The organism is Kitasatospora sp. MAP12-44 (assembly GCF_029892095.1).
Classification (GTDB): domain Bacteria; phylum Actinomycetota; class Actinomycetes; order Streptomycetales; family Streptomycetaceae; genus Kitasatospora.
This window is the reverse complement of the sequence record NZ_JARZAE010000004.1, coordinates 4,387,433-4,407,879: the sequence shown is the minus strand read 5'-3', so window position 1 is coordinate 4,407,879 and position 20,447 is coordinate 4,387,433. Positions and strand designations below refer to the sequence as shown.

At 71.9% G+C, this 20,447-nt stretch carries 21 protein-coding genes and 1 pseudogene; 13 read left to right on the top strand and 9 right to left on the bottom strand.

Annotated features, from left to right (window positions below; all coding sequences use genetic code 11):
• Nucleotides 1–17 precede the first annotated feature (17 nt).
• Both P3T34_RS20510 and P3T34_RS20505 read right to left on the bottom strand, forming a co-directional pair.
• The gene (locus tag P3T34_RS20510) at nt 18–1,136 is read right to left on the bottom strand and encodes a peptidoglycan bridge formation glycyltransferase FemA/FemB family protein (RefSeq protein ID WP_280667484.1); all 1,119 of its coding nucleotides are present in this window, start codon (nt 1,134–1,136) and stop codon (nt 18–20) included.
• 232 nt (nt 1,137–1,368) lie between these two features.
• Entirely contained in the window at nt 1,369–1,671 is a 303-nt protein-coding gene (locus P3T34_RS20505; RefSeq protein WP_280667483.1) for a hypothetical protein, read from the bottom strand.
• A gap of 321 nt (nt 1,672–1,992) precedes the next feature.
• On the opposite strand from P3T34_RS20505, the gene rpsF reads away from it, so the two are divergent.
• The 4 genes from rpsF to rplI all read left to right on the top strand — a co-directional run bounded on the left by rpsF (nt 1,993) and on the right by rplI (nt 3,811).
• Nucleotides 1,993–2,283, top strand: a complete 291-nt coding sequence (rpsF, locus tag P3T34_RS20500; protein WP_035799409.1) for a 30S ribosomal protein S6 — start codon at nt 1,993–1,995, stop codon at nt 2,281–2,283.
• A 134-nt stretch (nt 2,284–2,417) separates the two neighbouring features.
• Nucleotides 2,418–3,032 (top strand): single-stranded DNA-binding protein, encoded by a 615-nt coding sequence (locus tag P3T34_RS20495; protein ID WP_280667482.1) that lies wholly within the window; start codon nt 2,418–2,420, stop codon nt 3,030–3,032.
• Nucleotides 3,033–3,110: 78 nt separating this feature from the next.
• Nucleotides 3,111–3,347 carry a 30S ribosomal protein S18 gene (rpsR, locus tag P3T34_RS20490; RefSeq protein ID WP_030304537.1) on the top strand — a complete coding sequence of 79 codons (237 nt, stop codon included), beginning with the start codon at nt 3,111–3,113 and terminating at the stop codon, nt 3,345–3,347.
• Nucleotides 3,348–3,364: 17 nt separating this feature from the next.
• Nucleotides 3,365–3,811: a 50S ribosomal protein L9 gene (gene rplI / locus P3T34_RS20485; protein ID WP_280667481.1), complete on the top strand. Its 447-nt coding sequence runs from the start codon at nt 3,365–3,367 to the stop codon at nt 3,809–3,811.
• An 88-nt stretch (nt 3,812–3,899) separates the two neighbouring features.
• On the opposite strand, the gene P3T34_RS20480 is transcribed toward rplI, so the two are convergent.
• Complete coding sequence (locus P3T34_RS20480; RefSeq protein WP_280667480.1) at nt 3,900–5,255, bottom strand: MATE family efflux transporter; 1,356 nt, start codon at nt 5,253–5,255, stop codon at nt 3,900–3,902.
• Nucleotides 5,256–5,836: 581 nt separating this feature from the next.
• Here P3T34_RS20480 and dnaB point away from each other — a divergent pair.
• The 3 genes from dnaB to P3T34_RS20465 all read left to right on the top strand — a co-directional run bounded on the left by dnaB (nt 5,837) and on the right by P3T34_RS20465 (nt 9,362).
• Nucleotides 5,837–7,312, top strand: a complete 1,476-nt coding sequence (gene dnaB / locus P3T34_RS20475) for a replicative DNA helicase (protein ID WP_280672253.1) — start codon at nt 5,837–5,839, stop codon at nt 7,310–7,312.
• A 265-nt stretch (nt 7,313–7,577) separates the two neighbouring features.
• Nucleotides 7,578–8,000: a YciI family protein gene (locus P3T34_RS20470; protein WP_280667479.1), complete on the top strand. Its 423-nt coding sequence runs from the start codon at nt 7,578–7,580 to the stop codon at nt 7,998–8,000.
• A 63-nt stretch (nt 8,001–8,063) separates the two neighbouring features.
• A complete protein-coding gene (locus P3T34_RS20465) occupies nt 8,064–9,362 on the top strand; it encodes an RNA polymerase sigma factor (protein WP_280667478.1) in 1,299 nt (432 codons plus the stop codon).
• Between the two features lie 25 nt (nt 9,363–9,387).
• Here P3T34_RS20465 and P3T34_RS20460 read toward each other — a convergent pair whose 3' ends face one another.
• The gene (locus P3T34_RS20460) at nt 9,388–9,774 is read right to left on the bottom strand and encodes a helix-turn-helix domain-containing protein (RefSeq protein WP_280667477.1); all 387 of its coding nucleotides are present in this window, start codon (nt 9,772–9,774) and stop codon (nt 9,388–9,390) included.
• Nucleotides 9,775–9,882: 108 nt separating this feature from the next.
• Here P3T34_RS20460 and P3T34_RS20455 point away from each other — a divergent pair, with 108 nt between their 5' ends.
• The 4 genes and pseudogenes from P3T34_RS20455 to P3T34_RS20440 all read left to right on the top strand — a co-directional run bounded on the left by P3T34_RS20455 (nt 9,883) and on the right by P3T34_RS20440 (nt 13,837).
• Nucleotides 9,883–10,530 (top strand): NAD(P)H-dependent oxidoreductase, encoded by a 648-nt coding sequence (locus tag P3T34_RS20455; protein ID WP_280667476.1) that lies wholly within the window; start codon nt 9,883–9,885, stop codon nt 10,528–10,530.
• A gap of 126 nt (nt 10,531–10,656) precedes the next feature.
• Entirely contained in the window at nt 10,657–11,634 is a 978-nt protein-coding gene (locus tag P3T34_RS20450; protein ID WP_280667475.1) for an MBL fold metallo-hydrolase, read from the top strand.
• A gap of 18 nt (nt 11,635–11,652) precedes the next feature.
• Nucleotides 11,653–12,584, top strand: a pseudogene (locus tag P3T34_RS20445) (NTP transferase domain-containing protein); the annotation flags it as partial.
• 122 nt (nt 12,585–12,706) lie between these two features.
• Nucleotides 12,707–13,837 (top strand): molybdopterin molybdotransferase MoeA, encoded by a 1,131-nt coding sequence (locus tag P3T34_RS20440; RefSeq protein ID WP_280672251.1) that lies wholly within the window; start codon nt 12,707–12,709, stop codon nt 13,835–13,837.
• 11 nt (nt 13,838–13,848) lie between these two features.
• Here P3T34_RS20440 and P3T34_RS20435 read toward each other — a convergent pair whose 3' ends face one another.
• Nucleotides 13,849–14,469, bottom strand: coding sequence for a cyclodeaminase/cyclohydrolase family protein (locus tag P3T34_RS20435; RefSeq protein ID WP_280667474.1), 621 nt, complete (start codon nt 14,467–14,469; stop codon nt 13,849–13,851).
• A gap of 182 nt (nt 14,470–14,651) precedes the next feature.
• On the opposite strand from P3T34_RS20435, the gene P3T34_RS20430 reads away from it, so the two are divergent.
• A complete protein-coding gene (locus P3T34_RS20430) occupies nt 14,652–15,629 on the top strand; it encodes an NAD(P)H-quinone oxidoreductase (RefSeq protein WP_280667473.1) in 978 nt (325 codons plus the stop codon).
• Nucleotides 15,630–15,730: 101 nt separating this feature from the next.
• Nucleotides 15,731–16,375 (top strand): HAD family hydrolase, encoded by a 645-nt coding sequence (locus P3T34_RS20425; protein WP_280667472.1) that lies wholly within the window; start codon nt 15,731–15,733, stop codon nt 16,373–16,375.
• 11 nt (nt 16,376–16,386) lie between these two features.
• Here the strand turns inward: P3T34_RS20425 and P3T34_RS20420 are convergent, their stop codons facing one another.
• The 4 genes from P3T34_RS20420 to P3T34_RS20405 form a co-directional block, all read right to left on the bottom strand.
• Complete coding sequence (locus P3T34_RS20420; protein WP_280667471.1) at nt 16,387–17,058, bottom strand: C39 family peptidase; 672 nt, start codon at nt 17,056–17,058, stop codon at nt 16,387–16,389.
• Nucleotides 17,055–17,717: a M15 family metallopeptidase gene (locus P3T34_RS20415; RefSeq protein WP_280672249.1), complete on the bottom strand. Its 663-nt coding sequence runs from the start codon at nt 17,715–17,717 to the stop codon at nt 17,055–17,057. The genes P3T34_RS20420 and P3T34_RS20415 overlap by 4 nt, the downstream gene beginning before the upstream one ends.
• An 89-nt stretch (nt 17,718–17,806) precedes the next feature.
• Nucleotides 17,807–19,057 (bottom strand): MFS transporter, encoded by a 1,251-nt coding sequence (locus tag P3T34_RS20410; RefSeq protein ID WP_280667470.1) that lies wholly within the window; start codon nt 19,055–19,057, stop codon nt 17,807–17,809.
• A 95-nt stretch (nt 19,058–19,152) separates the two neighbouring features.
• Nucleotides 19,153–20,421 carry an ATP-grasp domain-containing protein gene (locus tag P3T34_RS20405; RefSeq protein WP_280667469.1) on the bottom strand — a complete coding sequence of 423 codons (1,269 nt, stop codon included), beginning with the start codon at nt 20,419–20,421 and terminating at the stop codon, nt 19,153–19,155.
• Nucleotides 20,422–20,447: the final 26 nt, after the last annotated feature.

Here is a 20,447-nt window from a genome sequence, read left to right as displayed (position 1 = left end):
CGGGTACGGCAGGGGCGTCAGCGGCGGGACATGTAGAGGTCAAGGGCCTTGTGCAGCAGCTTGTTGAGCGGGAAGTCCCACTCGCCCAGGTACTCGGCCGCCTGGCCGCCGGTGCCGAGCTTGAACTGGATCAGGCCGAACAGCGGGTCGTCCTCGTCGAGGGTGTCGCTGATGCCGCGCAGGTCGTAGATCCCGGCGCCCAGCGCGTAGGAGTCGCGCATCATCCGCCACTGGATCGCGTTGGACGGCTTGACCTCGCGCTTGTGGTCGGCGGAGGCGCCGTAGGAGTACCAGACGTGCTCACCCACCGTCAGCATGGTGGTCGCCGCCAGCGGCTCGCCCTCGTGGTAGGCGATGTAGAGCCGCATCCGGTTGGGGTCCTCGGAGGTCAGCGCCTTCCACATCCGCTGGAAGTAGGACAGCGGGCGCGGGGTGAAGCGGTCCCGCTCGGCCGTCACCAGGTAGAGCTGGTGGAAGACCGCCAGCTCCTCGTAGCCGCCCTGGACCACCTCCACGCCGCTCTTCTCGGCCTTCTTGATGTTGCGCCGCCACAGCTGGTTGAAGCCGCGCTGCACATCGTCCAGCGAGCGGCTGGCCAGCGGCACCTGGAAGACGTAGCGCGGCTGCACGTCGCCGAACCCGGCGCCGCCGTCCTCGCCCTGCAGCCAGCCCGAGCGCCGCAGCCGGTCGGCCACCTCGAAGGCCCGCGGCTCGTACCAGTCCGGCTCCACGTCCCGCAGCCGCTTCGCCTCCTGGCCGGCCACCGCCTCCTTGATGGTCGAGGCCTCCCAGCGCCGCACCACCACCGGCGGCCCGATCTTCACCGAGAACGCCCCCTGCGCCTTCAGATGCGCCAGCAGCGGCTGCATCCAGCGGTCCAGGTCGGGATCGAACCAGTCGATCACCGGACCCTCCGGCAGATACGCCAAGTACCGCTTCACCTTGGGCAACTGCCGGTACAGCACCAGCCCGGCACCCACCACCGCGCCCGTCGGGTCCACCCAGCCCACCGACTCGCTGCGCCACTCGGCCTTCACTTCGCCCCAGGACGGCACCTGCATGTGGCTCGCGGACGGCAGGCTCCTGACGAAGGAGAGATGCTCCTCGCGGGTGATCGTCCTCAGACGCAGGCTCATGCTCTCGGTGCTCCTTGGCTGGTTCGGGACAGCGGGGGTGGCGACGGCGGGCGATGCGCGGGCTGGTGTGACCCTAACGCCCGAATGGTCCGTTTCGGGGGGTCTCCGATGCGGCGCGTTGACGGAACCCTAGGGCCGTCAGGAGCGCGCGCGGGACGTCCGGCGCACGACGGACGGCGTCCCCCCGGCCGTGTGGGGGAACGCCGTCCGTCGTGCGCGGGTGCCGGTGGGGCTAACTGCTGTAGAGCCCACCGTGGGCCAGCCCGAGTCCGAAACCGATCACGGACATCGCCAGGGCGATCACAATCACAAAGCGTTCGGCCGTGGTGACGGAGATGAACTGAGCCCACAGGCCGGTGACGATCCCGCCCAGCCCCGTCCAGGAGCTGAGCAGATGCAGGTTGTAGAAGCCGGAGGAGATGAAGGCCACCAGGCCGAAGACGACGGTGATACCCAGCAGGGTGTTCTCCCTGGGGTGGGGGCGGCCATCGGTGTTCAGCGTGAGTGCGGGGAATCGGCGGACGGACTGTGCCATGGAACCCACCTCCTGCGGAGGGCGAGGATGCGCGTGTAGCCGTTGTGCCCAGATTGCGCCGGTTGACCCCTGGATCTCAACCGGTACGCGTTTTGTTCGGCCGTACGGGTGCGGGTAGGCTGTGCGGTCTGCACTGGTGTAGTTGTGCCTCCCCTGTCTCCGCGTACGGGTTCTCACCCGATCGTGGGTCGACGGGAGTCGCATTGTCGGACCCGGCCGCTACGGTGGCCCGAGGTCGGTCACTCCTCCAGTGCCGACGCTGCACAACCCTCCTGCCACGGAGAGACCGTGGCCGCTGAGTCCAAAGGAGGTGGGTTACTCATGCGTCACTACGAGGTGATGGTCATCCTCGACCCCTCGGTCGAGGAGCGCGCTGTCTCCCCCCTGATCGAGAACTTCCTCAACGTTGTCCGCGAAGGCGGCGGCAACGTGGAGAAGGTCGACACCTGGGGCCGTCGTCGCCTGTCGTACGAGATCAACAAGCAGTCCGAGGGCATCTACACGGTCATCGACCTGAAGGCCACGCCCGCGGTTGTCAAGGAGCTCGACCGCCAGTTCTCGCTGAGCGAGTCGGTTCTGCGGACCAAGGTCCTGCGCCCGGACACCCACTGAGCCACCGCTGAGACCCCTACGGGTCTGCGGTAACTCAGGTCCGATGTTTCACGTGGCGGAAGCCACTAAAAAGCACCCGCTGAAGCGTGAAACATCGCTGAACGGAACTCCTCCTCCCGAGAGGCCATCACACCATGGCAGGCGAGACCGTCATCACACTCGTCGGCAATCTCGTCGACGACCCCGAGCTGCGTTTCACCCCGTCGGGTGCGGCGGTCGCGAAGTTCCGCATCGCGTCCACCCCCCGCACCTTTGACCGCCAGACGAACGAGTGGAAGGACGGCGAGAGCCTCTTCCTCACGTGCAACGTCTGGCGTCAGCCGGCGGAGAACGTGGCCGAGTCGCTGCAGCGCGGCATGCGCGTGATCGTGCAGGGCCGACTGCGCCAGCGGTCTTACGAGACCAAGGAAGGCGAGAAGCGGACGGTCTTCGAGGTCGAGGTCGACGAGGTCGGCCCGAGCCTGCGCTCGGCGACTGCCAAGGTGACCCGGGCCAACCGGTCCGGTGGCCAGGGCGGTCCTGGCGGTGGCGGCGGCTTCGGCGGCGGCCAGCCCCAGGGCGGCGGGTTCGGCGGTGGCGGCCAGCAGGGTGGCGGCGGCTGGGGTGGCAACACCTCCGGCGGCGGCCAGTCCGGCCCCAGCGACGACCCGTGGGCGTCCAGCGCTCCGTCCTCTGGTGGAAACCAGGGTGGCGGCGGTGGCTGGGGTGCCCCGTCCGGTGGCGGCTTCTCGGAAGAGCCCCCGTTCTAGAGCTGACAGATTTCGTGCGACCCGGAGCCGTGTGCTGACGCGCCGGCCCCGGATCGTGAATCCACTTTGGAGCACACAATGGCGAAGCCGCCTGCTCGCAAGCCTAAGAAGAAGGTTTGCGTCTTCTGCAAGGACAAGGTCAACTACGTTGACTACAAGGACACGAACTTGCTCCGCAAGTTCATCTCCGACCGCGGGAAGATCCGCGCCCGCCGGGTCACCGGCAACTGCACCCAGCACCAGCGTGACGTCGCCACGGCCGTGAAGAACAGCCGTGAGATGGCCCTGCTGCCCTACACCAGCACCGCGCGCTAAGAGAGGGTGACCAAAGAATGAAGATCATCCTCACTCACGAGGTCTCCGGCCTCGGTGGCGCCGGCGAGGTTGTCGAGGTCAAGGACGGTTACGCCCGTAACTTCCTCGTCCCGCGCGGCTTCGCCATCCGCTGGACCAAGGGTGGACAGAAGGACGTCGACGCGATCCGTCGCGCCCGCAAGGTCCACCAGATCCAGACCCTTGAGGCTGCCAACGAGTTCAAGGGCAAGCTGGAGGGCCTGCAGGTCAAGCTGGCCGTTCGCTCCGGCGAGGCCGGCCGTCTGTTCGGTTCGGTGACCCAGGCCGATGTCGTCGAGGCCGTCAAGGCCGCCGGTGGCCCGGCTGTGGACAAGCGCGCTGTCACGATCGCCTCGCCGATCAAGACCGTGGGCACCCACAAGGTCTCGGTCAAGCTGCACGCCGACGTCCAGGCCAACCTCGACGTCTCCGTCGTGTCTGCCTGAACTGCCTAGCAGTCGCTTGACCTGAGGGCCGGCGTTCCGTTCGCGGAGCGTCGGCCCTCAGGCTTTGTGCGCCGACCTGCCGGCGATCTCAGGCCCGGACGGCGCCGGTCACCAGCCAGTGGCCACCGCGGACCCGGCCCAGCAGGAAGCCGCCGCGCAGCAGCATGAACAGGTTCATCGCCCACCACAGACCCGGCAGCCCCCAGCCGAGCGCGGGCACCGCCAGCGCCAGCGGGGCGAAGCCGGCCAGCGTGCCGAGCATCGCCCAGGCCAGGTAGGGGCCGTCGCCCGCGCCCATCAGCACGCCGTCCAGGATGAAGACCAGGCCGGCCATCGGCTGGGTCAGCGCGACCAGCAGCAGCACGGCCGAGAGCCGGGCCTGCACCGCCGGGTCCGGGCTGAACAGCGGCACGTACAGCGGACGGGCGGCCACCACCAGCAGGCCGAACAGCACGCCGGAGCCGACGCCCCAGAGCACCATCCGGCGGGTCGCGGCGCGGGCCCCCGGCGCGTCCCCGGCGCCCAGGTAGCGGCCGATGATCGCCTGGCCGGCGATGGCGATGGCGTCCAGGCCGAAGGCGAGGAAGCTCCACAGGGCCATCGCGATCTGGTGGGCCGCGACCTCGCGGTCGCCCAGCCGGGCGGCCACCGCCGTGGCGATCATCAGGACGGCGCGCAGGCTGAGCGTGCGGACCATCAGCGGCCAGCCGGTCCTGGCGCAGGCCCGGATGCCCGCCGCGTCCGGCCGCAGCCCGGCCCGCTCGCGGCGGGCGCCGCGGACCACCACGACCACGTAGGCCACCGCCATCGAGGTCTGCGCCAGCACCGTCCCCCAGGCGGAGCCGGCCACGCCCAGGCCGGCGCCGTAGACCAGGCCGAGGTTGAGGCCGATATTGGCGGTGAAGCCGGCCACCGCGACCACCAGCGGTGTGCGGGTGTCCTGCAGGCCGCGCAGCACGCCGGTGGCCGCCAGCACCATCAGCATCGCCGGGATGCCCAGCGAGCTGATCCGCAGGTAGTCGACCGCGTACGGGGTGGCGGTGGGCGAGGCGCCCAGGGCGGCGGCGATCGAGGGGGCGAGGACGAGGGCGAGCAGGACCAGCGGGACGGCGAGCAGCAGGGCGAGCCAGATGCCGTCGATGCCCTGCTGGATGGCGCCGCGGCGGTCGCCGGCCCCGATCCGGCGGGCCACCGCGGCGGTGGTGGCGTACGCGAGGAAGACGAACACCCCGGTGATGGTGGAGAGCGCCGCGCCTGCCACGCCGAGGCCGGCCAGTTGGGAGGTTCCCAGATGACCGACAATGGCGGAGTCGGCCATCAGGAAGAGCGGCTCGGCGACCAGGGCCCCGAACGCCGGAACGGCCAGTGCGAGGATCTCGCGATCCTGGCGGCGCCGATCGGCTCGCGGGGCCGAGGTGGCTGCCGTGCGGGTGACCGTTCTCATGGGGGTAACCGTAGTCATCCACAGGTAAGTGCTGCAATAGCGTCTCAGCTCTTACTCGTACCTGTGAGCGACCGGCCGGTAGCCGGGTCTGCGGGGGTGGATCCCTACCTGTGTGAAGTATTTCTCATGCACAGCCATCAGATCGTGTCATCGCAGGTCAGCAAGTTGACACCGAGTGGATGGTCTGGTTATCCACAGGTCCGTCCACATGCTCGTGCACAGGTTTCGGGCAGTTGTCCACAGGATAGGTCCCGTCATCCACACGCCCTGTGGATAACCGTCTTGGTCGAAGGCCCCTCGGCCCCTTAGCGTGGGCGCTCGTCCGACGCGCCAGATGCCCACCCGGCGTCCGTTTTGTCGGCCCTGTGGCGTAAGAAGGAGGTGGACCGGTTCGTGACCCCGTCCGCCCGCCTTGGCCCTGATGCCTTCGCACCGCACTCGCACCGCTCGCTGATCGGGGAACACGCGTGACCGGCCCCCAGTACGACGACCACGAGGTGCCTCCGCCCCCGGAGGACGACTGGCAGCCGTCCGACGACGCCTTCTCCGGTCCCTACCAGCCGGACGGGCCGGGCGATCGGCTGCCCGTCTCGCGCAGCCGTACGGCCGTCGCCGCGGGCGGTGGCGGTGGCAAGGGCGGCCCCGGCGGCGGTGGTGGCAAGGGCGACTTCCGCAAGCGCGACCAGGACGGCGACAAGGGCGGCGACCGCGACCGCTCCGGCGGTGTCGAGGGCTTCGAACGGGTGCCCCCGCAGGACCTCGCCGCCGAGCAGTCCGTCCTCGGCGGCATGCTGCTCTCCAAGGACGCCATCGCCGACGTCGTCGAGGTGCTGAAACCGCACGACTACTACCGCCCGGCCCACGAGCTCGTCCACAGCGCGATCCTCGACCTCTACGCCCGCGGCGAGCCGGCCGACCCGATCACCGTCGCCAGCGAGCTCACCAAGCGCGGCGAGCTGGTCCGCGTCGGCGGTCCCGGCTATCTGCACACCCTGGTCAACTCCGTCCCGACCGCCGCCAACGCCGAGTACTACGCCGAGATCGTCCACGAGCGCGCGGTGCTGCGCCGCCTGGTCGAGGCGGGCACCCGGATCGCCGGCATGGGCTACGCCGCCGAAGGCGACGTCGACGAGATCGTCAACGCCGCCCAGGCCGAGATCTACGCCGTCACCGAGCAGCGCACCAGCGAGGACTACGCCCCGCTCGCCGACATCATGGAGGGCGCCCTCGACGAGATCGAGGCCATCGGCTCCCGCCAGGGCCAGATGTCCGGAGTCCCCACCGGCTTCGCCGACCTCGACGCCCTCACCAACGGCCTGCACCCGGGCCAGATGATCGTCATCGCCGCGCGCCCCGCGATGGGAAAGTCGACACTGGCGTTGGACTTCTCGCGGGCCTGCTCGATCACCAACGGCCTGCCGAGCGTGATCTTCTCGCTCGAAATGGGCCGCAACGAGATCGCCATGCGCCTCCTCTCGGCCGAGGCGCGGGTCGCACTGCACCACATGCGCTCGGGCAACATGACGGACGACGACTGGACCCGGGTCGCCCGCCGGATGCCGGACGTCACCGCCGCGCCGCTCTTCATCGACGACTCCCCCAACCTGTCGATGATGGAGATCCGCGCCAAGTGCCGCCGTCTGAAGCAGCGTCAGGACCTCAAGCTGGTGGTCATCGACTACCTCCAGCTGATGCAGTCCGGCGGCTCCCGGCGGGCCGAGAGCCGCCAGCAGGAGGTCTCCGACATGTCGCGAAACCTCAAGCTGCTGGCCAAGGAGCTGGAGGTCCCGGTGATCGCGCTCTCCCAGCTGAACCGTGGTCCCGAACAGCGCACCGACAAGAAGCCGATGGTCTCCGACCTGCGTGAATCGGGCTCCATCGAGCAGGACGCCGACATGGTCATCCTGCTCCACCGCGAGGACGCCTACGAGAAGGAGTCCCCCCGCGCGGGCGAGGCCGACCTGATCGTCGCCAAGCACCGAAACGGCCCCACCGCCACCATCACGGTCGCCTTCCAGGGCCACTACTCCCGCTTCGTCGACATGACGCGGGACTGAGCCGGCCGGTAATTGGTGGGCGGTAATCCGTTTGGCCAGGGCGCCGGCGGGGTGCGCTCGCTCGTGGGCTGAGGCCTCGATCTCGGTGGTCGGAAAAAAGTTCACCCGGGCTGTCGAATCGGTCGACCGCTGTTCGACGCACCGGTAGAGGCTGGGTTCGCCGGGCGGGAGACCACCCGGGGGCCGGGGCCCTGATCCGTCAGCGGATCACCGATCACCGAGGCCGCCAAGGCCGCCCGAGGGAACGAGGAAGACGATGCGATTCATGATGCTGGTCAGGGCCGACGAGGCCACCGAGGCGGGCGTGCTCCCCAGCAGGGAGCTGGTCGAGGAGATGGGCAGGTACAACGAGGAGCTGGTCAAGGCGGGTGTGCTGCTGGCGGCGGACGGGCTGCACCCCAGCTCCAAGGGGGCCAGGGTCGAGTTCCACGCGGGCCGGCCGACGGTCACCGACGGGCCGTTCGCCGAGGCGAAGGAGCTGATCGCCGGCTTCTGGATCATCCAGGTGACGTCGAAGGAGGAGGCCGTCCAGTGGGCCTCGCGGGTGCCCTTCGGTGAGGGCGGAGTGGTGGAGCTGCGCCAGGTGTTCGAGCCGGGGGACTTCCCCGAGGAGATCGTGACGCCCGAGGCCGCCGCGCGCGAGGAGAAGCTGCGCGAGGAGCTGCAGCGGCAGTCCGCGCAGCGGTAGCGGGTGGGGGAGGCACGGAGTTCGCTTGCGGCGGCCCCCGGAGCACTGCTCTGATGGGTTGCCGTGAGCGATTCCGAGGTGCACCGCACCATCGACGCTGTCTGGCGGATCGAGGCGGCCCGGCTGATCGCCGGGCTCGCCCGGTTGGTGCGTGATGTCGGGGTCGCCGAGGAGCTGGCGCAGGACGCGCTGGTCGCGGCGCTGGAGCAGTGGCCGAAGGAGGGCATCCCGGACAATCCGGGCGCCTGGCTGATGGCCACCGCGAAGCACCGCGCGATCGACCTGCTGCGCCGCAAGGAGCGCCTGGCCCACAAGCTGGAGCAGCTCGGCCATGAGCTGGAGACCGGCGCGTCCGGCGCCGCGGCGCCCGCGCCGGACGCGGTGGCGGAGCGGGACGGCACGATCGAGGACGATCTGCTGCGCCTGGTGTTCACCGCCTGCCACCCGGTGCTGTCCACCGAGGCGCGGGTCGCGCTGACCCTGCGGCTGCTCGGCGGGCTGACGACGGACGAGATCGCCCGGGCGTTCCTGGTCGCGGATTCCACCGTCGCGCAGCGCATCGTGCGGGCCAAACGGACGCTGGCCAAGGCGCAGGTGCCGTTCGAGGTGCCGCAGGGCCCGGAGTTGGCGGACCGGCTCTCCTCGGTGCTCGAAGTGGTGTATCTGATCTTCAATGAGGGGTACGCGGCGACCGCCGGCGACGACTGGATGCGGCCGGCGCTCTGCGAGGAGGCGCTGCGGCTGGGCCGGATCCTGGCCGAGCTGGTGCCCAAGGAGCCGGAGGTGCATGGGCTGGTCGCGCTGATGGAGATCCAGGCCTCCCGCGCGGCGGCTCGGACCGGGCCGGGCGGCGTGCCCGTACTGCTGCTCGACCAGGATCGCGGGCGGTGGGACCAGCTGCTGATCCGGCGCGGGCTCGCGGCCCTGGAACGGGCTCAGGAGCTCGGTGGCGCGGGCGGCGGGTACGCCCTGCAGGCCGCGATCGCCGCCTGCCACGCCCGGGCCAGGACGGCGGCGGAGACGGACTGGGTGCGGATCGCCGCGCTGTACGCGGCGCTCGCGCGGCGCACGCCGTCGCCCGTGGTGGAGCTGAACCGGGCGGTGGCGCTGTCGATGGCGTTCGGCCCGGCCACCGGTCTCGAGCTGGTCGACCAGCTCACCGAGGAGCCGTCGCTGAGGACGTACCACCTGCTGCCGAGCGTCCGGGGTGACCTGCTGGCCAGGGTCGGGCGGCTCGACGAGGCGCGCGAGGAGTTCGTCCGCGCGGCCGCGCTGACCCGCAACGAGCGCGAGCGCGCCGTGCTGCTGGCGCGGGCGGCCGACTGCGTTCAGCGGCCGGGTGAGGCCGGCCCGCCGCCTTGACGCAGCAGGTGGCCGCGGCCGGGGGTCAGCAGGAGGAGGGCGGGCAGGACGTGGGCGGGCCGGCGCGGTCCGCGAGGTGGGTGGAGGCCCAGCGGTGCAGTGCCTCCAGCGCCGGGCCGAGGGCGAGGCCCGCTTCGGTGAGCTGGTAGCTGACCCGCAGCGGCGGGCCCTCGTCGACCTGGCGCAGCACCAGGCCGGCCTCGGCCAGTTCGGTCAGCCGGTCGGAGAGCATCCGCTCGCTGATGCCCGGGATCGCCCGGCGCAGTTCGGAGAAGTAGCCGGGTTGCTGGGTGAGGACGGCCAGGATCAGGCCGGACCAGCGCTTGCCGAGGAGCTCGAACACCCGGTGCATGGCGACGTCCACACCGGAACAGGCGTTGGCCGCGGTCGTGGGTGCTGCTGGCTTGCTCATGCCTCCAGGGTACTGGCTCTCCGCTAGTGACTGAAGAAAAGTAAGCTGCTACTGTAAAAGCAGCTGCCGAGGAAAAGGCAGCAACTACCCAGATCTCGGAGGATCGCCATGGCCACGCTGCTGCACATCGACTCGTCGGCTCTTTTCGAGGGTTCCGTCTCCCGCGAGGTCTCGGCCGCCTTCCGTACCGAGTGGGAGGCCGCCAACCCGGGCGGCACGGTGATCTACCGCGACCTCGCCCTCACCCCCACGCCGCACCTGGACGCCGCCGCGATCTCGGGGGCCTTCACCCCGGCCGACCAGCGCACGCCCGAGCAGCTGGCCGCCCACAACGTGCGCGACGAGCTGATCTCCGAGCTGGAGCAGGCCGACCACGTGGTCATCGGCGCCCCGATGTACAACTTCGCCATCCCGTCCTCGCTCAAGGCCTGGATCGACCAGGTGGTCCTCTTCGGCCGTACCGCGGGTGCGGAGAAGTCCGCCGCCGGCACCCCCGTCACCGTGATCGCCTCGCGCGGTGGCTCCTACGCCGCGGGTAGCCCGCGCGAGTCCTTCGAGTTCGCCACCAACTACGTGGAGAAGGTGCTGACCGAGCTGCTGGGCCTGGAGGTCACCCTGGTGGTCCCCGAGTTCACCATGGCCAAGGCCAACCCGGCGCTCGCCGAGTTCGTCGAGACCGCCGAGGCCTCCAAGGCCAAGGCCCTCCAGGACGCCGCCGCGATCGCCAAGGCCACCGCGGAGCGCGTCGCGGTCTGACGCCACACGGCCTCACCCGGCCGGGCGCTCCCACCGGGCGGTCCGGCCGGGCGGCTTCCATGCTGGTCCCGACAGGGCCCCCGCGCGGCGGGGGATCCGTGCACCGCCGTGGACCAGGGAGAGCCAGTGACGTCGTCGCCACCGCCCGAGGAGAGTGCCGACCGGCCCGGCGGCGCGAACGGCGGCGGTCGGCAGGACGGTTCGAGGGGCGCCGCGGCGCCCGGGCCGACGCTGGAGATCGACGTCTTCGTCGGCCCGGAGTCGGCCTTCTTCGTCACCTCCACCCTGATCATCGGCCGGCGCGACGCGATCCTGGTCGACGCCCAGCTCACCCGCAGCGCGGGCCGCGAGCTCGCCGAGTGGATCGCCGGCAAGGACCGCAACCTGCTGGCCATCGTGATCACCCACCCGCACCCCGACCACTACTTCGGTGTGGAGGAGGTGCTGCGGCTGTTCCCGCAGGCGCATGTGCTGGCGGCGCCGCAGGTGGTCGACGAGATCGTCCGGACGGCGGCCGGCAAGGTGGTCCAGTGGCGCCCGGTCTTCGGTGACGACCTCCCCGAGGCGCCGGTCGTCCCGCGCGCCCTGCTGCCGCAGCCGCTGATGATCGACCGCCAGCTGATCCGGGTGCTCTACCTCGGGCAGGGCGACAGCGCGCACTGCACGGTCGTGCACGTCCCCGGCGCCCGGACGGTGATCGCCGGCGACCTCGTCTACAACGGGACGCACGTGTGGACCGCCGAGACCACCCCCGCCGAGCGCGGCGTCTGGGCGCAGAACCTGGGGCGGATCGCCGACCTGGGCGTCGAGCGGGTGATCGCCGGGCACCGGGCACCGGACCAGGACGACGACGCGGCGCGGGTGCTCACCTTCACCGACGACTACCTCAAGGAGTTCGACCGGCTGCTCGCCGAGCACCCGGGCGACCCGGAGGGGCTGGTCACCGCGATGAGCGAGCGCTTCTGGCTGACGCTGCCGCAGTTCCTGGAGCTGGGCGCGGCGGCGAACACCGCGCGGCCCGCGGAGCCCGTGAGCCCGGAGGAGGGCGACGAAGGCAGCGAGGGCGACGAGGGCGACGAAGGCGCGGAGGACGAGGAAGCCTGAGCGCCGGATACTGGCCGCATGACGACGCCCTATGACGCGATCGTGCTGGCCGGCGGCGCCGCCCGCCGGCTGGACGGCGCGGACAAGCCGCAGCTGACCGTCGGCGGCCGCCCGCTGCTCGACCGCGTCCTGGCCGCCTGCGCCGGTGCCCGGAGCATCGTGGTGGTCGGCCCGCCCCGCCCGGCCGCCCGGCCCGGCCCCGTCCCGCACTGGACCCGCGAGCAGCCGCCCGGCGGCGGACCGGTGGCCGCCGTCGCGGCCGCCCTCGCCGAGCCGGCGATCTCGGCGGAGCGGGTGCTGCTGCTCGCCGCCGACCTGCCGTTCCTGGACGCCGCCACCCTGGGGCAGCTGCTGTCCGCCGTCACCGGCGAGGTCGAGGCCGCCGTCCTGGTGGACGCCGACGGCCGGGACCAGCCGCTGGTGGCGGCCTACCGTACCGCCGCGCTGCGCACCGCCCTGGCCGCGCTCGGCGACCCAGTCGGTGCCCCGCTGCGCCGCCTCACCGCCGGCCTGCGCACCGCCCGGGTGGCGGACCGCGACGGCGTCTCGTACGACTGCGACACCTGGGCCGAGCTGGCCGAGGCCCGCCGCCGGGCGCCCGAACGGGGCGGGCTCACCGCGCCGGACAGCGCGGTGTGAGCGCTCCGAAGCACCTTGGTCATCCGGATGGCACAGCAGGACCCGGTGGATCGGGCAGCATGTCCACCATGGAGCGCACGCTGGACGACTGGATCGCCGAGGCCAAGACCGAGCTGGGTATCGACCTGGAGGTCGACATCCCCGGCCTGCTCGACCTGGCCCGGGTGGTCGCACACGGGGTGGCCCGGCCGGCCGCGCCGCTGACCGCCTTCCTGGTCGGCTACGCGGCCGCGACGCGCGGCGGCGGGGCGACCGAGGTGGCCGAGGCCAACCGGCGGATCGCCGCCCTGGCCGAGCGCTGGGCCGACCAGCAGGCGCCGGGGCCGCAGTGAACGCGGCGGTGCCCTCGCTCGGCCCGGGCAGCCGGCCCGCCGACCGACCGTCGCGGTCGGCGGCGGCCGGGCACGACTGCCCCTGGCCGAAGGCCCGCGAGCTGGCCGGGCAGGCCGTCCGCGCGCCACTGCCCGCCGAGCGGCTCGACCTCGCGGCGGCGCTCGGCCGCACGCTGGCCGACCCGCTCACCGCGCTGACCGACCTGCCCGCCTTCGACACCTCCGCGATGGACGGCTGGGCGGTGGCAGGACCCGGCCCCTGGCGGCTGGCCGGACGCGTGCTGGCCGGCCGCACGCCGCCCCCGCTGGCGGACGGCTGGGCGACCGAGATCGCCACCGGCGCCCAGCTCCCGCCGGGCGCCACCGCCGTGCTGCGCCGCGAGCACGGCCGGGCCGAGGGCGGCACGAGCCTGCACGAGCTGGTCGCCAGCGGGCTGCCGCCGGGCCAGGACGTCCGGCCGCGCGGCCAGGAGTGCCGCCGGGCGGAGGCGCTGCTGCCCGCCGGGACCGTCGTCACCCCCGCCGTCCTCGGGCTCGCCGCGGCCTGCGGCTACGACCGCCTGCCGGTCCGGCGCCGGCCGACCGTGGAGCTGCTGGTGCTCGGCGACGAGTTGCTCGCCGCGGGTCTGCCCCGCCCCGGGCTGGTCCGCGACGCGCTGGGACCGCTGCTGGAGCCCTGGTTGTCGGCGGCCGGCGCGGAGTTGATCGGCCGTCGCTTCGTACAGGACGATCTCGGACTGCTCCAGGACGCCATCGGGCAGTCCCCGGCCGAGGTGGTGGTGACCACCGGCGGCACGGCGGCCGGTCCGGTCGACTTCCTGCACCCGGCGCTCGCGGCGGCCGGCGGGCGGCTGCTGGTGGACGGGGTGGCCGTCCGCCCCGGGCACCCGATGCTGCTCGCCGAGCTGCCCGGTGGCCGGCACCTGGTGGGACTGCCCGGCAACCCGCTGGCGGCGGTGGCCGGGACGGCGACCCTCGCGCTGCCGCTGCTGCACGGGCTCGCCGGCCGCCCGCCCGGGCCCGGCCGCTTCGCGCGGACGCAGGCGGCGCTGCCCGGCCACCCGTCCGACACCCGGCTGCTGCCGGTGCGGCTCACCGAGCACGGCCCGGTGCCGCTGGCCTTCGATGGCCCGGCGATGCTGCGCGGCCTCGCGCTCGCCGACGCCCTGGCGGTCGTCCCCCCGGGCGGACTGCCCGCCGGCGGACGGGTCGAGCTGCTCGCCACGCCGTAGCGCGCGGGCGGCTACTTGGCGATCTCCTCGCGGACGGCGGCGGTGATCCGCTCGGCGCGGGTGGCGATCTCGTCCACCCGCGCGGTCTCGGCGACCAGTCCGCTGCGCACCCGTTCGTCCCGCAGCCCGGTGAGATTCACCTCGACGTTGACCCGCGCGGTGACGGCCGCCGCGCGGGCCGCCTCGGCCGCCGCCGCGATGTCCGTGATCACGTTGGGGTTGCCGATCGGCAGCAGCGCCTCGGCGAGCTCGACCAGGTCCAGGGCGACCGCGATCACGTCGGCCGGCGGGCGGGCCGCTCCGGCCAGCGCCTCGGCGATGGCGGCGGTCCTGGCGGCCTTGTCCTGATCGCTCTCGCGGGGCAGCCGGTAGGCGTCGGTGACGGCGGTGAACGCGGCCGCGTCCTGCTCGGCGAGGGTCAGCGCCCGGGCCCGCAGGGTGTCGCTCTCGCGGCGGATCCGCTCCACCACCTGCTGGTGGGCGGCGTACTTCTCGCCGCTCGTGTAGCGGGCCACCATGCCCAGCAGGGCGCCCGCCTGGGCGGCCTGCAGGGCGGCCGACGCGCCGCCGCCGGGGGCGGGGACCCGGTCGGCCAGGCGGTCGAGGAAAACACTGATCGGCTCGTCGCGCACGGGACTCTTCCTTCGGAGGATCGGTGATCGCATCCTCGCATGACTGATGGACCGTCAGTTCATCCGGTCGGCACGGGAGTCGGCAGGGTGACGGCATGGTGGCGGCACGGGGTCGGCGCGCTGCGCCGGGCCATCGCCGAGTCATCGTCGATCTTCGGCACCGCTGACGGTAGCTTCGGGGCATGTATGCGATGACGATTCCAGAGCCCGGTGGACCCGACGCACTCGTCTGGGCCAAGGTGCCCGACCCGACGCCCGGCGAGGGCGAAGTCCTGGTCGAGGTGGCGGCGACCGCCGTCAACCGCGCCGACCTGCTGCAGCGCCAGGGGTTCTACAACCCGCCGCCCGGCGCCTCGCCCTACCCCGGCCTGGAGTGCTCGGGCCGGATCGTGGCGCTGGGTCCCGGGGTGGCCGGCTGGGCGGTGGGCGACGAGGTCTGCGCCCTGCTGGCCGGCGGCGGCTACGCCGAGCGGGTGGCCGTGCCGGTGGGCCAACTGCTGCCGATCCCCAAGGGCCTGGGCCTGGTGGCCGCCGCCGCGCTGCCCGAGGTGGCCTGCACGGTCTGGTCCAACGTCTTCATGGTGGCCCATCTGCGGCCCGCCGAGACGGTGCTGCTGCACGGCGGGGCGAGCGGGATCGGGACGATGGCGATCCAGCTGGCCAAGGCGGTCGGGGCGAAGGTGATCGTGACGGCGGGCAGCGCGAAGAAGCTCGACCGCTGTGCGGAGCTGGGCGCGGATGTCGGGATCAACTACCGCGAGCAGGACTTCGTGGAGGCGGTCCGCGAGGCCACCGGCGGGGCCGGGGTGGATGTGATCCTGGACATCATGGGCGCCAAGTACCTGCAGCGGAACGTGGACGCGCTGGCGGTGAACGGGCGGCTGGTGATCATCGGTCTGCAGGGCGGTGTGGAGGGCCAGTTGAACCTCTCAACGCTGCTGGCCAAGCGCGCCGCGGTGGCGGCCACCTCGCTGCGTCCGCGGCCGCTGGCGGAGAAGGCGGCGATCGTGGCGGCGGTGCGTGAGCACGTCTGGCCGCTGATCGAGTCGGGGGTGGTGAAACCGGTGGTGGACCGGGTGATGCCGCTGACCGCCGTCGCCGACGCGCACCGGGTGGTGGAGGCGAGCGAGCAGGTGGGGAAGATCGTGCTGCAGGCCTGAGAGCGGGAGATTCTCCGCAACGGAGTTCCGTGAGAGCGGGCAGTCGTTCACGGCAGCCTCACTCGAAGGAACTCCGTTTCCCCTCCCATTATGCTGTCTGGGTGACGGATCTGATCGAGCTGGTGATCTTCGACTGCGACGGCGTGCTGATAGACAGTGAGCGCCTCGCGGTTCGGGTGGATGCGGTGGTTCTCGCCTCGCTCGGGTGGGAACTGTCCGAGGAGGAGATCATCCGCCGCTTCGTGGGACGCTCGCACGCCTACATGGTCTCGGAGATCGAGGCGCACCTGGGCCGTCCGCTGCCGGCGGGGTGGGAGGAGGAGGTCCAGCCGCTCTACGACCGGGCCTTCGAAGACGAGTTGACGCCGGTCGAGGGGATCGTCGAGGCGCTGGACCTGATCACCCTGCCGACCTGTGTCGCCTCCAGCAGCAGCCATCAGCGCCTGCGCCGCACCCTCGGGCAGACCGGGCTCTACCCCCGCTTCGAAGGTCGTGTGTTCAGCGCGAGCGAAGTGGCGAACGGCAAGCCGGCCCCCGACCTGTTCCTGCACGCGGCCACCCGGTTGGGGGTCGACCCGGCGAAGTGCGTTGTCGTCGAGGACAGTCAGTACGGGGTTGCCGCGGGTCGGGCCGCCGGGATGCGGACCCTCGGGTTCGCGGGCGGCCTGACGCCTGCGGAGTGGCTGGAGGGGCCGGGCACGCTGGTCTTCGAGAAGATGCGGGACCTTCCGGATCTCCTTCGGTAGTCGGTAGGTGCTCAGCGCGCAGGATCGGTCGTCGACCTCTTGCCGAGGAGGACGCCGCGCCCTGCGTAGTAGCGCCGCACGGTCGGCCAGGGGACCTCGACGAACTCCTGCGAAACCCCGTACCAGCCGGACGGGTTGTGGATGGTCAGCGAGTCGGCGTCGGCGCCCACTGCCAGGACCAGATGGCCGCCCCGGGTGGGTGGTTCGATCTCGGCGCTGCGGATGCCCGGGTGCACGGACAGCATGACCAGGCGTCCTGAGCGGACCTGCCAGCCGATCTCGTGCAGTGGCAGCCACGGGCGGGACTCGGCGTAGAGGCCGAACCGTTCCCGTGTGTGGCGGGCGAACGGCTCGTAGATCAGCCCGTGCAGGCCGCCCTCGCGCCGTACGTACGCACCGGCATCCAGGTACTCCTGGCCGAGCGTGACGGTGGGCGGCGGGGTGATCCCCCAGTGGTCGAGCGCCATCCGGAGGCAGGCCATTCCGCACGCGCGCCAGGACCAGAACCGGTAGTCCTCGGCGGAGGTCGCGCCGGAGGCGGACCAGTTCGGATCGTGGGCGGCGTCCATCGCGCCTGTGACGATCGAGGAGACCAGCTCCGGCGACTCCCATTGCGCGTAGTACGGCACGTCATGACGGACCCGCGCCGGGAGGCCGGAAGTCCCCGGGGTCGCGTACGTCACGGGTTGGCACCCGTCTGCGGCTCGGGTTCCCAGTCGACGGGCCCGTAGTGGGCCTCCGGGCGGTCGGTCAGCAGGGCCCAGTACCGGTCTCCGTACGACCAGTGCCACCACTCCGTGGGGTAGTTGACGAATCCTGCCCGGGTGAGAGCGGTACCGAGCAGAAGCCGGTTGGCGCGGCTCTCGGCGTCGATGCCGTCGGCCTGGGTGTAGCACTGGAGCCGGCTGTCCTCGGGCGACGCGTTGACGATCGTCCCCATCGGCAGTTCCTGGCCGCCGGCGGTGCACAGGGTGAGATCGATCGCGGCTCCGGCGGAGTGCGGGGCGATGTGCGGGGGCGAGACGTAGCGACTGGCCGCCATGTCCAGCCCGGCCTCGTCCAGTTCCGGACGCAGTCGCCGCAGTTTGTCGCGGTAGGCGGTGAAGTACTGCCGCTGGAGGCGGGGCGGACGGTAGCCCTCGACGAACCGGAACCGGATGCCGTCCGGGAGCGCAGCGGAGGCTTCGGCCAGCCGCTGCGCCACTCCCTCGCGTACCTGGGCGAAATACCCGTCGGGGTCCGCCTTGCGGGTGTCGACGTCGAGGAACCCGCTGGTCCGCAGGTCGAGCAGATCCTCTCCGCATTCGGTGACGGGTATCGCGGCCACCCGGGGATCGGCCATAAGGATCACGTCGTTCGTCAAAGGGGCCTCCTTGGGGTGTCGCCGGCTCGGACGGCCGGCCGGTTCTTCGTACCAGGTCCGTGCGGGGCCTAGCCGGTCATGCTCCTGACGTCCTTGACCAGGAGCGGGACCACCATCGCCAGCAATGACAGGACGGCCGCGCAGACCAGTGTCGCCGACATGCCGCAGACGACGGCTATCGGGCCCACCACGGCCATGCCGAGCGGGCGCAGCGCCATGGATCCGAAGCGGTTGACCGCGTCCACCCGGGAGAGCAGGTCGCGTGGGACCTCCTTGGCGATCGCCGCCGACTCCACGGCACCGAAGACGGCGATCGCCACGCCCGAGACGAACTCGGACGCCGCGAGGACGGGAAGCGGGGCGGGGACGGCCAGCAGGAGCAGTGTCGGTCCGGCTCCGGCGAGCATGCTGAGGTAGCCGACGAGCAGCGGGCGGGTCATCCGCATCCGCAGGGACCAGGCGGTACCGCACAGTCCTCCGGCGCCCAGGGCGGCGACGATCACGGCCCAGGACGAGGCACCGCCCAGGCGCTGCTGCGCCACGATCGGCCCGAGGACGTTGAGTGCCGACAGTAGGCAGAGCTGGAACACGCTGGCGCTGGCGATCAGCGCTGTCAGCCAGCGCCGGTCGGTGACACAGCGCAGCCCGGCCATGATCTCCTTGCCCATCGGTCCGCGAGCGGTTCCGGCGGCCTGGCCCATCGGCCCGATCGCGGTGATCAGCAGGGCGCTGACGAGGAAGGTGGTTCCGTCGGCGACCAGCAGCCATCCCGGGTCGACCACGGTCAGCAGACCGGCGGCCAGCATCGGCCCGGCCACCTCGGCGGTGTTGCCGGCGAGTGAGAAGAGGCTGTAGGTCTGACGCTGCCGGTCCGCGGGGGCTACCTCGGCGATGGCCGCGGTCGAGGCCGGGTTGAAGAACGAGCCCGTTGCCCCGCGTCCGGCGGCCAGCAGCGCGATGGTCCACAGCGGGGCATGGTGCAGGAGGATCAGCACTCCGGTGAGCGTCTGTGTGACGAAGCCGGCGAGGTTGGACCAGGCCATCACCGTCCTGCGCGGGTACCGATCGCCGACCACCCCGCCGATCAGGACGAGGGCGACGCTCGGCAGGGCGCGGGCCGCGAGCACGAGCCCCACGCCGGAGGCGCCGGCGCCCAGCGACAGGACGGCGAAGACCAGCGCGACCGGTGCGACCATGTCCCCCAGCACCGAGCTGCTGCGGGCGAGGAACAGCAGGCGCAGCGGCCTGCTGCGCAGGAGCGCGCGAGTGCTGTCGTCCGGCCGTGCGGTGGAGGGCTGTTGCTCCTGAGCGGAGTTCACCTGGGCGTTGATGGCTGGTTCCTCAGGGGTGTCGGAAGGATCGGGTAGGGGCTGCCGCCGCGTGCCGTGGTGGTACGGCCAGGTGGCCGCGAGCGTCAGTCGGCCACCACGGCCCGAGTGAACTCGGACTGCTCCCAGGCCCTGACGGCCTGGTAGTCGCGGTCGAGCTGGTCGGCGTCCTCGTGGCACAGGTAGAGACCGCCGGGCTTGGTCCAGAGATCGACGGTGCGCGTCACCCGGTCGCCCACCTGCAGCGGGAGGCGGATGCCGTGGAACGACGGCAGTGCGGTCACCGGCCGCAGGTCCAGGGGCCGTTGGAGCGTCCCGGTGGCGGGTGAGATCAGGCTGACGCCCAGGGCGCGCCGCCGCAGGGGGCGTACCGGGCCGCGGTCGGCCACCTCGTCGGGAGCGAGGTAGGACTCCACGACCTCGTCGAGGTGGCTGGTGCCGAGAGCGCTGAGGCCGAGCGAGGGGTCGTGGCCGCCGGGCAGCCGGGTGCCGGTCTCCAGCAGCAGTGGGCCGCGGTCGGTGACGATCACCTCGGTGTGGGCAGCTCCCCAGCGGACACCCAGTCGGGTGAGCACCTGATCGACGTACGCGAGGAGTTCGCGTATGCCGGTGTCGCTCGGGTCTTGCAGGACCTGGCGGTCGTAGACCGGGCTGCCGTCGACCACGTGCTTGTCGGACCGCCAGATCTCGACGGCCGCGTGGAACCCGTCCACGGAGACGGTGTTGACCATGTACTCCGGGCCTGCCAGGAACTCCTGGATCACCGCGCCGTCGTTCTCCTGGCCGTAGGTGTTGGCCTGGGCCACCACCTGGTCGATGGCGGCGTCCCGTTCGGCGGCGCTGTGGCAGAGGTGGACGCCGTCCGTTCCCGCGCTGGCCGGTGGTTTGACGACTACCGTGCCCCGCGGGATGCCACCGACCTCCCAGCGGACGTTCTTCGCGCCGTTCAGGTGCTGCTGGGCGGGAACAGCGACGCCTTGCTCATGCAGGATCCGGTGCATGGTGCGCTTGTCCCGGCGGGCCTGGGCGAATCCCGGCGCGTTCGCCGTCGACAGGTCCATCTTGGTGGCGAGCAGGTCGGCGACGTCGCTGCCGCTCTCGGCGCCGGCCAGCAGGTGCCGGACGCCCAGGGCGTGCAGCCGTTCCGCGGTGCCGTCCGTCGGGTCGGTGCAGTCGAGCGCCTCACGGAAGTCGGACGCGTGGAAGGTGTCGAGCTGCCGCTCGAACGTCGCGTTCCGATTGCGGACGTGCACCACGGGGACTCCCCGTGAGCGGAACGCGGGGCCGAGCAGGTGGCCGGATCCGAAGGCGTCGACCACGGCGACCGCCCGGGCGTTGTAGCCGTCGTAGAGCATGTGCTCCCCGTTCTCTGGGTCTCTAA